The sequence below is a fragment of the Streptomyces sp. NBC_01635 genome (assembly GCF_045209715.1).
Lineage (GTDB): Bacteria > Actinomycetota > Actinomycetes > Streptomycetales > Streptomycetaceae > Streptomyces > Streptomyces hirsutus.
On record NZ_CP109277.1, the window covers coordinates 4,789,250 to 4,801,113 of the forward strand.

Annotated in this window: 13 protein-coding genes and 1 tRNA gene; 9 read left to right on the forward strand and 5 right to left on the reverse strand. The window is 67.4% G+C overall.

Annotated features, from left to right (window positions below; genetic code table 11):
• Positions 1-786 precede the first annotated feature (786 nt).
• A complete protein-coding gene (locus tag OHB56_RS22305; protein ID WP_406355229.1) occupies positions 787-1,107 on the reverse strand; it encodes a GYD domain-containing protein in 321 nt (106 codons plus the stop codon).
• 165 nt (positions 1,108-1,272) lie between these two features.
• Here OHB56_RS22305 and OHB56_RS22310 point away from each other — a divergent pair, with 165 nt between their 5' ends.
• The gene (locus OHB56_RS22310) at positions 1,273-1,551 is read left to right on the forward strand and encodes a hypothetical protein (protein ID WP_406355231.1); all 279 of its coding nucleotides are present in this window, start codon (positions 1,273-1,275) and stop codon (positions 1,549-1,551) included.
• Positions 1,552-2,159: 608 nt separating this feature from the next.
• Here the strand turns inward: OHB56_RS22310 and OHB56_RS22315 are convergent.
• Both OHB56_RS22315 and OHB56_RS22320 read right to left on the reverse strand, forming a co-directional pair.
• A complete protein-coding gene (locus OHB56_RS22315) occupies positions 2,160-2,993 on the reverse strand; it encodes a PIG-L family deacetylase (protein WP_406355233.1) in 834 nt (277 codons plus the stop codon).
• A gap of 291 nt (positions 2,994-3,284) precedes the next feature.
• Positions 3,285-3,533 (reverse strand): hypothetical protein, encoded by a 249-nt coding sequence (locus tag OHB56_RS22320; protein WP_406355235.1) that lies wholly within the window; start codon positions 3,531-3,533, stop codon positions 3,285-3,287.
• Positions 3,534-3,801: 268 nt separating this feature from the next.
• Between OHB56_RS22320 and OHB56_RS22325 the strand changes: the two genes are divergently transcribed.
• On the forward strand, positions 3,802-4,389 hold the full coding sequence (locus OHB56_RS22325) for a LuxR C-terminal-related transcriptional regulator (RefSeq protein ID WP_406355237.1): 588 nt from the start codon (positions 3,802-3,804) through the stop codon (positions 4,387-4,389).
• Between the two features lie 350 nt (positions 4,390-4,739).
• Here the strand turns inward: OHB56_RS22325 and OHB56_RS22330 are convergent.
• Positions 4,740-4,835: transfer RNA gene (locus tag OHB56_RS22330), tRNA-Gly, on the reverse strand.
• Positions 4,836-4,936: 101 nt separating this feature from the next.
• Here OHB56_RS22330 and OHB56_RS22335 point away from each other — a divergent pair.
• The 6 genes from OHB56_RS22335 to OHB56_RS22360 all read left to right on the forward strand — a co-directional run bounded on the left by OHB56_RS22335 (position 4,937) and on the right by OHB56_RS22360 (position 10,345).
• Positions 4,937-5,788, forward strand: coding sequence for an SUMF1/EgtB/PvdO family nonheme iron enzyme (locus OHB56_RS22335; RefSeq protein ID WP_326753841.1), 852 nt, complete (start codon positions 4,937-4,939; stop codon positions 5,786-5,788).
• 875 nt (positions 5,789-6,663) lie between these two features.
• The gene (locus OHB56_RS22340) at positions 6,664-7,791 is read left to right on the forward strand and encodes a glycosyltransferase (protein ID WP_406355239.1); all 1,128 of its coding nucleotides are present in this window, start codon (positions 6,664-6,666) and stop codon (positions 7,789-7,791) included.
• A 204-nt stretch (positions 7,792-7,995) separates the two neighbouring features.
• Positions 7,996-8,124, forward strand: a complete 129-nt coding sequence (locus OHB56_RS22345; RefSeq protein ID WP_360030386.1) for a hypothetical protein — start codon at positions 7,996-7,998, stop codon at positions 8,122-8,124.
• Positions 8,125-8,247: 123 nt separating this feature from the next.
• A complete protein-coding gene (locus OHB56_RS22350; RefSeq protein WP_406355241.1) occupies positions 8,248-8,388 on the forward strand; it encodes a hypothetical protein in 141 nt (46 codons plus the stop codon).
• A 239-nt stretch (positions 8,389-8,627) separates the two neighbouring features.
• The gene (locus tag OHB56_RS22355) at positions 8,628-8,801 is read left to right on the forward strand and encodes a hypothetical protein (protein WP_167532579.1); all 174 of its coding nucleotides are present in this window, start codon (positions 8,628-8,630) and stop codon (positions 8,799-8,801) included.
• Positions 8,802-9,547: 746 nt separating this feature from the next.
• Positions 9,548-10,345 carry a DUF5707 domain-containing protein gene (locus OHB56_RS22360; protein ID WP_406355243.1) on the forward strand — a complete coding sequence of 266 codons (798 nt, stop codon included), beginning with the start codon at positions 9,548-9,550 and terminating at the stop codon, positions 10,343-10,345.
• 253 nt (positions 10,346-10,598) lie between these two features.
• On the opposite strand, the gene OHB56_RS22365 is transcribed toward OHB56_RS22360, so the two are convergent.
• Positions 10,599-10,856, reverse strand: coding sequence for a hypothetical protein (locus tag OHB56_RS22365; protein WP_406355245.1), 258 nt, complete (start codon positions 10,854-10,856; stop codon positions 10,599-10,601).
• 324 nt (positions 10,857-11,180) lie between these two features.
• On the opposite strand from OHB56_RS22365, the gene OHB56_RS22370 reads away from it, so the two are divergent.
• Entirely contained in the window at positions 11,181-11,603 is a 423-nt protein-coding gene (locus OHB56_RS22370) for a hypothetical protein (protein ID WP_406355246.1), read from the forward strand.
• The last annotated feature ends 261 nt before the right edge of the window (positions 11,604-11,864 follow it).

The window sequence follows — 11,864 nt, forward strand, 5'->3', positions numbered from 1 at the left end:
CGCCGGCCTTGTGCGGCGCCTCGACCTCATGAGGGAAAACGGGACCGTGGACGCGCGCCGCGCGCCCGCTCGGCCGCGAGATCGACACCGGGAGAGCTCCTGGTCCCGAACGGCCGCCCGAGTACTTCCCAGGCTAGTCCCGCACCCGCACCCGCACACCACGCCCGTCACGCCTGCCTGCACGGCCTGGCTTCAGGCGGCGGCAGGCGCAGATGTACCAGATCGTTGCCCTTGCGGTGGTGGAAGCGGAATCCATGACGAATCCATGACCGCGACCAGGCTGTCGCTGCTCCGCTCGGTGCCGTGATGCGGGCGGTGGTAGCGGCCTTGGGCCTGGAGACGTGTGAGCCTCGGTGACCTCAGTCACCGAGGCCCGGGACTCTGCCGGCCTCCTCCTGTCGCATCCGGAGGCCCCGCCGGCTCGGTACGAGGCTGCGCTGGAGAGGCACGGGATCCCGCGGCCGTACCGAGTGAACGGACCACTGGTTCGGGGTGCTGCGGTCGCTCGGGGGGCTGTGATCGCTTACGACCGGATCAGGCACTGACCCGACCGACCCGGGAGAACGGCTGAGCCGCGGCCTCGTCGGCGACGCGTGCTTCCCCCGTGGGTCCCCCGCTGTTTCCCCGCTCGATCCGGTGCGGCTGTGGCGCGGGGTGAGCATCGCGCGAGGTGCCGGGACACGGAGGCCGAGTGCGCTGTCCGTGCTCATGGCCCCGGTCCCGGACGCGCGGTCGGCTTCCGAGAGGTTCAGCTACGAAGAGCAGACGTGCCCCCGCCCCCGGAGCTCACCTGCCGGGGGCGCGGAAGGCCACCTGCCGGCGGGCGGCCTCGTCGATCTCGTCGAGGGTGAGGAGAGGGGTGGCCCGGGTGCGGAGGGCTCCGCTGGCCTTGACGGCGAGGCTGGCGGCGGCCATGGAGACCGGGTCGGGGAAGTCGACGATGAGCACGATGTCGTTTTCCCCGAAGGTGAAGTACATGGCCTCGACCTGCCCGCCGAGGCCGGTGACGACCTGGTCGACAGCGGCGTGACGGCCGCTCGCGCCCTCCTTGAGCAGCCCTTTGGTGCCCTCGGGGGTGTAGGTGGCCTGGATGAGGAACTTCGGCATGGGGATGCTTCCTGCCCGTCGCTTGTCGGTGTGCAAGGGACTTCCCGCTGTCACATCGGCCGCTGCTCGCGGACGGCCGAATTCACTCGTTGGAACCCGAGCCTTGTTCCACCCGATGGCGGGAGGACGCGCACGAGGTGGTGGCGGCATACGCCAATCCGGTACATGGACTTCCTTCGGTGCACGTCCAGGAAACGCACCAACGTCTGCGCCGACCCAGAGGACCCGGCGATCATCAAGGGTGCTGCCAAACGCCGGGGGACAAGCGAGACCGAGAGCATCCGTCAGGGGATCCATCTCGCGGCCACGGCGAACCGTGTCCGGGAGAAGCCGTTGTTCTCGCGCACCTTCGAGGGGGGCGGGCGCACGCCGTCCAGGGACGAGGTCCGTGACGCGGTCGCCGACGCGGTCCGGCGCGAGACGGCCTCCGGAACTGCCGCGTGATCACCGTTATCGCGGACACGTAAAGAACCTCCGGGTCGCTGACCCGGAGGTTTCGTGTGGAGCGGATGACGAGTGCCGAACTCGCGCTCTCAGCTGGGGAAGCGACGGCGCTTGGGCGGGCTGCATGGCTCTGAACAGCGCAGATACCTGGTGCTCGAAGTGGTCGTGTGGGTCGGATCGCACCGTTGTCGACCGTGGTTTTCCGTCTCTACGGGCACGCGGAGGGCACGGAACCTCGGCAGGGGAGAGACCGGCGTTGCCGACGGTGCAACCGCGCATGGGCTGCCTCGTACGGAGACCAGCTGTTGATGTGACGTTGCAGCTGCATACGAGTGGCCCAGCTGGGGTATCGCGGAGGCACTGTCAGAGAAGTATGTCCAAGTCCCACGACGCACGAAGTGTCCGCGCGAAGTCACGACGACCGCGTAGTGCGGCGACGAGCCGTACGGGGCGCCGCTCGTCGCCGAGGCCACGTGTGACAGCTCGGTCACCGGGATCGACCGCGCTGGAAAGCTCGCGACGGACGGCGACTCCGGGTGTCCCGCTCGATTGCGCCGTGCGGTGCCGGCGGCCGATGAGCTTTCCCGGCCGCCGGTCGGACGGGTGGATCAGCGCAGTCCGGCGAAGAGATCGTTCTCGGGTACGGCGGCGCCGGTGGCGTCCTGGACACGTACGAAGGTCTCCGTGCCCATCAACTCACCGAACCTCTCCTTGCCCATCTTGAGGAAGAAGATGTTCTCACCCTGACTGGAGTGCGCGGCCAGCGCATCGAACTTCTGATTGCTGAACGCGGTGGTGTCCACCCACGTGGTGATCTCATCGTCGGGGAGGCCGATCTCGGCCATCGCGGCGGCCTCGGCAGGATCCGGCTCCGGCATGTCCTCATGAAACTCACGCATGATTTCGCCGAACCGCTGCATCCCCGAGCGGGGCACCGTGGTCCAGTACACCTTCGGTGTCAGCGTGGTCATCTCCAGCGCCGCCATCGTGATGCGGTGGGCCTGGATGTGGTCGGGGTGACCGTAGAAGCCGTTCTCGTCGTAGGTGACGACCACATCGGGTCGGTAGTGCCGCATGAGTTCCGCAAGCCGGGCGGCGCCTTCCTCGACGGGGGTCTGCCAGAAGGATCCGGGGGCGTCGTTGCTCGGCCAGCCCATCATCCCGGAGTCGGCGTAGTCCAGCATCTCCAGCTCGCTGACCTTCAGGACGTCACAGCTCGCCTCGAGTTCTTGACGGCGCATCAAGGCGACGGCCGCCGGATCATGCCCGGGATCGCCCGGCTTGACACCTCCCGGCCCATCACCGCAACCGCCGTCGGTACACGTCACGAGAACCGTACGGATGCCTTCCGCCGCGTACCGCGCGAGGACCCCTCCGGTTCCGGTGGCCTCGTCGTCGGGGTGGGCGTGTACTGCCATGAGCGTCAAGGGCCGGTCAGTCATGAAACAGTCCTCCTGCAGAGATACGTCTTGGTCCAAGCAGCGCGGCGGGCGTACCGCGATTCTGGGGCCCGGATCCTGGTGGGGCGGACGACCTTGTGTTCTCCGTGTCCCCCGCCCCGCGCGGCGCCGACGCCCCGGTCGATGCAACAGCGCCGCCCGGACCGGCTGTTCCCGGCACGGCCGCTTGGCCCGCCCGTCGGCGTTTCCACGCGAACGAGAGACAGCCGCGACCCGCACATCTCAGCGCCACGTCGGATCCGACTTCCCTCCGGCGCCGGCGTATGTGCTGCATCACCGCATCCTGCGGGGCCGATCGTCTCGGCTCGGGGCAGGCGAGACAGCACGCCGGCCGAGGGTGTGGTCGGGCATCGTGGTGGCATCGGCGGGCAGGTCGACCAGGCGGCGCAGCCGCCACACCAGCACGTCACCGATCGAGTCGGCGGTGCCCGGCTCCCGCCGTTCGGCAGCCTCCGCCGGATCGTGGCCGGTCGACCGCGCAGTCCTTCGCGTGGAGAGGTGGCTCGGATGCTTCCTCTGCAAGGCGCACATAGGCGATATCGCAGGTGCGATCAGTCGGCGAGCTTGCTGCCTGAGGTGAGGCCAGTGCCGTGTGCCCCGACGTTGGCGGTGGTCCGCCCGAAACCTTTCGGGAGCGCCCGGACCTCCTGTCGGCTCTTGTCATCCGCCCACCGGCATCGGCCTCGTGGTGGGGATCGGCATCAGGCGGGGCGGAGGGCCTCGTGCTCCTCCCCTGCGCCGAGTGGTGCGCCGCCCCTGTCGCCCCCGGCCCCGTGTCGGGCCCGTTGGCGTGCTCACCCGCTTCGGCCACCAGGTGCTCGCCGCCGTCGACGACGCGGACGCCCTGATCACCGCCGTCCGGGAACACCGTTCCGACATCGTCGTCACCGACGTCCGCATGCCACCGGACAACACCGACGACGGCCTGCGCGCCGCCGTCGCCCTGCGCCACGAGCACCCCACCCTGCCGGTCCTGGTCCTCAGCCGGTACATCGAGCAGTCCTACGCCGCCCACCTGCTCGACCTGGGCAGCGACAGCGGGGTCGGCTACCTCCTCAAGGACCGCGTCAGCTCCGTCGGCGAGTTCGTCGACGCCGTCATTCAGGTCGCCGCAGGCGCGACGGTCGTGGACCCCGAAGTGGTCCGCCAACTCCTCAACCGCCGCCGCGACCCCCTGCAACGCCTCACCCCACGAGAGTGCGAGGTCCTCGCACTGATGGCCGAGGGGCGCACCAACACCGCCATCGCCCGAGAGCTGTACGTCACCGAAGCAGCGGTCAACAAGCACGTCAGCAACATCCTTCAGAAACTCGACCTCCACCTCGACGGCCAGGGACACCGCCGCGTCCTCGCCGTCCTCACCTACCTCCGCGCATGACCGGCGACGGGCGGTCGCCAGGCGTGTGAGGAGCGAAGGCGCCCGCCGTCGCTCGGCCTGCAGCCCGTTCATCGCGACTGCGCGCCGCGACTCGCTTCCCAACCACCTCTTTTCGGCGCCTGGTTGATGAGGGAAAAGCAAGCTGCGGGCTTTCCCGTGGGAAGGGTGCGATGTGCGCTACGAAATCCCAGGTCGGCGCCACGTTCCGAGCCGGGAGCGGTGACCGCAGGGCGCCCACCGAGCACTCGTGCCCTCCGCGTGCCCGATTTTTGTGTGTCCGCCGACCCGGATCGGCGGAGAACCCCCGGCAATACACAAGACCCAGGCCGCTGACCTGGGGCTTCAAGAAGAGCGGGTGACGAGAATCGAACTCGCGCTCTCAGCTTGGGAAGCTGCGATCGTTCGCGGCCGGTTCGGGCGCTGACCTGGACGAACGTACGGCCCGCGCTCCTTCTGGGCTCGACTGTCTTCACCGTGGTTCACCGCTGTTCTCCGCTCGATCCGGTGCGGTAGTGGTGCAGAGCTGCGGCGTCCAGGAGATGATTCGTTGACCGCGTTCCCTTCCTGGATCCTCTCCTTCATCCGGGATGCCCGACTGCTAGCGTCCGGCACCATGTGGGCTCAAGAGATCGTGGCCGGCCGACCGGCTTGGCGGCACACCCCCTCCGGAGTGGTCTTCCGGGCTGTTCCCGGTGGGACGTTCCGGATGGGCCTGTCCGACGCGGAACTGGACGCGGTTCGTGCCATCGAACGGGCCGACGGCGCCGATGACGACCTCGAAGCGTTCTTCGCCGGTGCTGTCCGGGCCCGGCCGGTGCGAGAAGTGCGGGTCGAGCCGTTTCTGATCGCCCGGCATCCGCTCACGGTGGCGCAAGTACGGCACTGGCTGCCCGAGTACGAGGACAGCTTCGCCGACTCGGCTTCGAGCACGGCCCGGCTCGAGGACGACGTGGATGACCTGCTGGGGACGTTGCCGTTCCGGCTGCCCAGCGAGGCGGAGTGGGAGTACGCGGCCCGGGCAGGCACGACCACCCTGACCTTCCGCGGGGACGGGAGGCCGGACGAGGACCAGGTGCTCGACGACTTCGCCGACGAAGAGCGCACTGCCGCGGCCGAGAACGCCTTCGGACTGGCCGCGATGGGGTCGGCAAACGAAATCTGCGCCGACGTGTGGATCCCGCACTTCACGGACGCGCCTGCGGACGCACGACCCCGCACCGGGGACGGACCGCGGGTGGTGCGCGGAGGCGCCGGCGACCTCTCTCCGTGGCAGGGCTGCGACGAGTGGCTGCTCTTGCTCTCCGCCACCCGCGACGAGTCCCAGGACTTCACCGCAGTCCGTCCGGTTGCACCTGTGCCAACCAGCCAGGGGTATGCCGAGCACAGGGACAACACGTAGACAGGACGCGCACCCTGGGAGCTCCGACACAGTGACAGGCCCCCTACCGGCGGAAGAACCGCGGACAGGGGGTCTGTGCGTGCGGGCTCACTTCTTCTTGCCCTGGGTCTTGCCGGAGATCTTGATGACCTGCGTTTTTGCTGGTCAGGGACGGTGGGCCCGTGCACCTGGTGGTCATCGTTGGTCGTCATTGGCCACTGTCGAGCGACCTCGGACGGCCCAGAGACGTCCCAGCCTTGGCGCGCTCGGCCGGCGGCCGGCACCTTCGATGCGACCCGTCTGAACCTCAGCCGACGACAATCAGCCACGACGCTGAGGATGCCGACCGACCATGCACGTGTATGCCTCGCTGCACCCCCACCGGCCTCAGCCACGCTGCTGGCGCCGTCGACCAGAGCAAGCCGCGACGGCCAGCCCGTGACGACGATGCCTGAGCTCTCAGCTTGGGAAGCTCGGGTCATCAACATGCAGTTGCCGGGCTGCCCTGCGACGGAGCGGCGGCGGGGCTTGCCCGGCCCGCTGACCTGGTCCCCGCCATTCCCTACGGTTCCCTGCACGATCTGGCACCCGGATGGCACGTGGGCCCTCGGCCGGTTGCGGCCTCGCGGTCTTTGACCCAGTGCTTGGAAGATGCGGGCACTGATCTGCGGAGGGACCTGACTGGTGGGTGCTGCCGCCATCGCCGACTGCTGACCGTTGCTGTCGTCCGCCGCTGTTGCCGTCACTACCGTCCAAGCGCGGGGCCATGAACGTTGCCGACGGTTGAGTTGGACGGTGCACTCCACACACAGCGCCCTGAGCCGCGGTGGGTTTCCCCCGAGATGCGAAGTTGTGTGACAGGGGGTCAGATGGGTCTCGTGAAAGGAGCCCGGACGATGCCTGCCCCGAGGAAATATCCGCTGGAGTTGCGTGAGCGTGCGGTGCGGATGTACCGCACGGCCGAGCCGAAGCCCGTGATCCGCAACGTGATCGCCCTGATCCCGGCCCACAACGAGGCCGACGCCATCGCGGACTCCATCCAGGGGCTGTACGGGCAGACCGTGCCCCCGCAGCGGGTCATCGTGGTCGCGGACAACTGCACCGACGCCACCGTGGCCATCGCGGACTCCCTGGGGGCCGAGGTCTTCGAGACCCGGGGCAACCGGCACAAGAAGGCCGGAGGGCTGAACCAGGTCCTGGCCGGCTTGCTGCCCGATCTGCACGACGGCGACGTGGTCCTCGTGACGGACGCGGACAGCGCCCTGGATCCCGGCTTCGTGGCCTGTGGGGTGGAGCACCTCGCGAAGGGTTACGGGGGAGTGGGCGGCACCTTCCGGGGAGGACCCGGCGGGGGCTTCGTGGGCCACCTCCAGCGCAACGAGTACGCCCGCTACTCGCGGGACGTGAAGCGCCTGGGCGGCAAGTGCCTGGTGCTCACCGGCACGGCGGCCATGTTCCGGGTGCAGGTGCTGCGGCAGATCTCCCAGGCCCGCCTGAAGGGCCGTCTCCCGGCCGGGGACGGGCTCGGGGGTATCTACGACACCTCGGTGCTCACCGAGGACAACGAGCTGACCTTCGCGGTGCTGCACCTGGGCTATCAGGTGCTCTCGCCGGAGGACTGCACGCTCACCACCGAGGTCATGCTGACCTGGAAGGCCCTGTGGGACCAGCGACTGCGCTGGAAGCGGGGAGCGGTGGAGAACTGCGTCCAGTACGGCTTGACGCGCATCACGTGGCGCTACTGGGGCCGTCAGCTCCTGAGCATGGCCGGCCTCCTCGTGACCGCCGTGTACATGGTGACCATCGCCTACTCCCTGGCCTCGGACTCGTTCCGCGTGCACGAGTTCTGGCTCTGGGTCTCGCTCGTCTTCGTGATCGAGCGGGTGGTGACCGTACGGGAGCGCGGCTGGAAGCGGATGCTGCTCGCCGCGTCCATGTACGAGCTGCTCTTCGACTTCCTGCTCCAGGCCTGCCACGCCAAGGCGTACCTGGACTCCGTGTTCCGCCGTGAGCGCGCCTGGTAGCAGGTCGCTTCAGAAACTGTCAGAGATCATTTCGGAGGGACCCTTGTACAACAACCCTGCAACGACTGTGGGCGGTGGGGCGTTGGCCTCTACCGGTATCGGGCTGATGACCAGCGTGTGGCTGAGCCTGACGGCCTTCGCCCTGGTGGCCCTGGGAACCGCTGTGATGCGGATCGTGCCCCGGGGCCGGAGCCGCTCCTGATCGTGATCCGCAAGACGACCGTGGTGGCCCTCCTGCTCCTGGGAGTGGCCACCCTGGCCGCCCGCCACGGCTCCGAGCACGCGCCGGACTCGAAGGACACGGTGGCCGTCCAGAGCCTGGAGGGGCGCTGAACAGCCGAGCACTACCTGCAAGCGGTTACAGCAGCGGACAGAAAGCAGCCCGTCCATGAGCGACTACGGCATCGACTTCTCGCGCAGCTCCGGGAACACGGTCAGCCTGAGGATGACAGCGTCGTGGACATCGTCCACGTGGGTGACCACGGCACCTACCTCTTCGAAGTGCCGTATGTGGAACAGTCCACCTGTACCGATTTCCGCGAAGCGGTAACGCGCACCGCCGAGATCCGTTTCGCAATGGGGCGAGCGATTGACTAGATCTTCCTCAACCCTGCTTCACTGATCGGCACCTGCGCCGGTACCCGAAGCACCGGCTCTGAGCAGGGGAAGGGCTGTCGTCGGCTGTCGTCGTCGGCCGCCCTCGGCCGCCCTCGGACGGCCCAGAGACGGCCCGAGCGGGGGTGCACTCGGCCGTCCACGATCGGCACATCCCCCAGACTGGTTTTGCCGCCTGCTTCAAGGGCACACGGCCAGTGAGACTCCGCGGAGGTACTGAGATGAGTGCCGGAGAACGGGCCAAGGCGAAGGCCGAACAGGTGGTCGGAAAGACTGTGCGGAAGGCGGCCCACGCTGTGCACAAAGGAACCCTCGAAGCAAAAGGCGCCGCTCTCGAAGCACGGGGCATGATGCGCGGCGCGAAAGAACGGTCCAAAGGCTCCCTCAAGCACTGACAGGTCGCTGCTGTACCGCACGGAGGGCCTGACCACGGTGGTCAGGCCCTCGGCGTGTGTCCGGTCCGATTGCCTACAAGCGTGGTGGGAGTTCCTCGTCCTGGTCGGCTGGGCGGACGGCCATGGCGACAGCGCGGTCGGCGTGCTGGCATACGGCGGATCGCGCCCTTCGCTACCTAGATGTCGCCGCGCACCGCTTTAGGAGCGAGGCTGGGCGGCTGCTGCTGTGACCTGCGTGTATTGACAGTACGACAAGTTCCGTCGTGTTCCACGTCGTTGCTGCTGACTCCCCGTGGTTCCCCGTACGTTCTGGCACGAGAGTGGCACGGTCCTGCGGTGGTGGTGAGGCAGCCGACCCTTGTCGCACCCCGGGTCGCGGCCTTTACCGTGCGGACGACCTCACCACTCGGCAGGGTACGCCTTCTGATCCGTAGCTCTATGTGGATCGGTCGGTGACGGTCATACAGGCCGTTTCATGGCCCCTCAGAGGCACTACTGGTCGAGGTTGGCTGCTGTGGTTGCTGTACTTCCTTGCTGTACAGCTCGCTTCGTCGCCGCGTTCTGGGCATGAGCCTCACGCCGCAGCCGACGCTCATAGTCCGCCATCTGTTGGGGTACGGGCCTGCTGATTGCAGCTCGGATAAGCCGCTCGTTCTCCCGATTTTATCTTTGTGTACAACCTTTTACGTTCGCCCCAGGTCTGGTCTGTGAGGTCAGCAGACCCACAGACCAAACCTGGGGAACAAATGCGTATTCGTGCCACTGTTGCCGCTGTCTCCGGCGCCCTGGCCCTGTCCGCCCTCGCCGTGCCGGTCTCTCAGGCGAGCAACCCTTCGTTCGCGCTGACGCGGGCGAACGCCGCCCCGGTGATCAGCAAGGTCGTTGTCAACAGTGGAAAGCCGATCGTGCTTGGTACCACCGCCACCAAGAAGGTGACAGTCTCCGTCACCGCGTCCCACTCCTCGGGCATCGAGGACGCTCTCTCCTACATCTGGAGGGGCCGCGACAGCAACCCGAACCTGTACGGCTTCGGGTTCCACCCGGACGGGGAAAGGGCCAAGTGCAAGGCCGCGAACGCAACAACCTCGACCTGCACCCTCACCATCACGGTCGATCCCGGATACCTGTGGAACACCAACGCCACGACCTGGCGGGTATACGCCAGCGCATGGGGCAGGGACGGGAACTTCACCGAGAACGCCAGGTTCTCCTCGGTCAGGTTCCAGCGACTGTCGCGGCTGACGGTCAACGCCTCCCCGGAGCCCGTGAAGAAGGGCCGCACCATCACGGTCACGGGCAAGCTGGACCGGGCCAACTGGGACACCCGTAAGTACGCGGGCTACGCGTCCCAGTCGGTCAAACTCCAGTTCCGGAAGAAGAACAGCAGCACATACACCACCGTCAAAACGGTGAAGAGCTCCAACACCGGCACGCTGAAGACCACGGTCAAGGCGGTGGAGGACGGCTACTGGCGCTGGAGCTTCGCCGGTACAACCTCGACTCCCGCAGTCAACGCCACCGGTGACTTCGTCGACGTGAAGTAGTCCCGCAGCGCGCGGTAGCGAGAGAACCGAAGGGCCCGGCAGGCCGGGCCCTTCGTCGTTTCCGCGAGGGGGCGTTTCCGCCGAAAAAAGCGCCGGCGCGCTCGGGATCCTAGAGCACCAGTTTGGAAGATCACGTATGCGGGTGGGCGCTGACCTGGAGAGACGGCGACCTGCGCGTTCCTGGGACGCTCGCCGCTGTTCCCCGCTGGTCGCCGCTCGGTCGGGCACGCAAGGGGCACGGTGCCCACCAGGGCTATTCGTAGATCCGAGCGGCAGTCAGGGCGCGGGCGAAGAACGACCAGTCACCTTCGGGCGGCAGGTCGTGCCCGAAGTTCCGGTACCACCCCGGAGACGCAGCGACCCAGGCTTCCAGGGCTTCCAGGAACCTGTCCAGCGTCGCGTTCTCCCACTGCTGGCCGTTGGCTGCGTGGTCTGCACGAAGGCGCGCCAGGAAGGCGCTGAAGGCCTCGCGATCGCCAATGTGATCGTCAGGCGCCAGGGGGCTCGTCATGGCTGCGACCTTAAGGGGCGCACGCGGTCGGCGGAGCCTCAATGGCCCGGTCAAGCTCCATCGAGCGCGATCAGTAGCCGAAGAAGTGAAGGGCCAGGTCTCTGACCTGCGGCCGGGTAATCGATCAACGCTGCGACCTGCGGCTTAGCTGTCGACGGTTGTCAGCGTTGGTCGTCGTTGAGCACCCCCGCACGGCCCAGGGACGGCCTGAACGGGGGTAGTGCGGTATGTGGCGGGGCGGTGGCTGCGGTTGGCCTCAGATGGCAGCGCTCGCCTGGTCGTTATGCCGCGACGCTGCGTGGTTGCTGCCCCTACGCTGCGTCCATGCGAACCGTGTTCATGTTCCCCGTCGCTGATCGTGCCGACACAGTGGCCTGCCTCAACCAGCACCTGGCGGGGGGCGACGGGTCGTGGACGTTCGCCGAGCGCGTCTATGTCCTGATTGATGACGAGGAAACTGGCTGCTTGTTCCGAGACTGGGAGCCTGATGACCTGGCCCTTCTCGAAGCGGCTCTTGGGTATCACCCCACCTGGGCAGTGCAGGTTGACATATCTGGGCGCATCGATGGAACTGCTGAGGTGCGCCACCTTGCCACTCTGTTGTTGAGGCGAGGTGGTGTCGCGTTCGACGACTACTCCGAGCACGCCTGGACATTGCAGGAGATCGAGGCAGGGACCGCGATTGAGGGCCTAAGCTTCTTCGACTTCCCCACGTACTACGAACGCCACCGCCGCCCTACGGCGTGAGGTCGGGGGAGTCTCAAAGGCTGAGTCAAGCCAGCGGCGACCCGCCTGGGACAGGTTCGAGCCTCATCCTTATCAGGTCGATCACGGGACACCGTCAACACCGGGTAACCGCCCTCATGCCTCGACGAATGGTCTGCTGGGGTCCGGCGCCGACCGCCGCTGTCCACTCCCGTTGGTGTCAGGCGCTGATGTCAGACGCCATCCGCTTATCGATGACGGGGCTGGTCTGGTCGAACAGGGTTCCTGTTCGGGTGATCGTGT

Coding starts and splice junctions, on each gene's coding strand:
- OHB56_RS22305 (WP_406355229.1), bottom strand. CDS start 1,107: ATGCCGAAGTTCCTCATCCAGGCCACCTACACCCCCGAGGGCACCAAA.
- OHB56_RS22310 (WP_406355231.1), top strand. CDS start 1,273: ATGGACTTCCTTCGGTGCACGTCCAGGAAACGCACCAACGTCTGCGCC.
- OHB56_RS22315 (WP_406355233.1), bottom strand. CDS start 2,993: ATGACTGACCGGCCCTTGACGCTCATGGCAGTACACGCCCACCCCGAC.
- OHB56_RS22340 (WP_406355239.1), top strand. CDS start 6,664: ATGCCTGCCCCGAGGAAATATCCGCTGGAGTTGCGTGAGCGTGCGGTG.
- OHB56_RS22355 (WP_167532579.1), top strand. CDS start 8,628: ATGAGTGCCGGAGAACGGGCCAAGGCGAAGGCCGAACAGGTGGTCGGA.
- OHB56_RS22360 (WP_406355243.1), top strand. CDS start 9,548: ATGCGTATTCGTGCCACTGTTGCCGCTGTCTCCGGCGCCCTGGCCCTG.
- OHB56_RS22365 (WP_406355245.1), bottom strand. CDS start 10,856: ATGACGAGCCCCCTGGCGCCTGACGATCACATTGGCGATCGCGAGGCC.
- OHB56_RS22370 (WP_406355246.1), top strand. CDS start 11,181: ATGCGAACCGTGTTCATGTTCCCCGTCGCTGATCGTGCCGACACAGTG.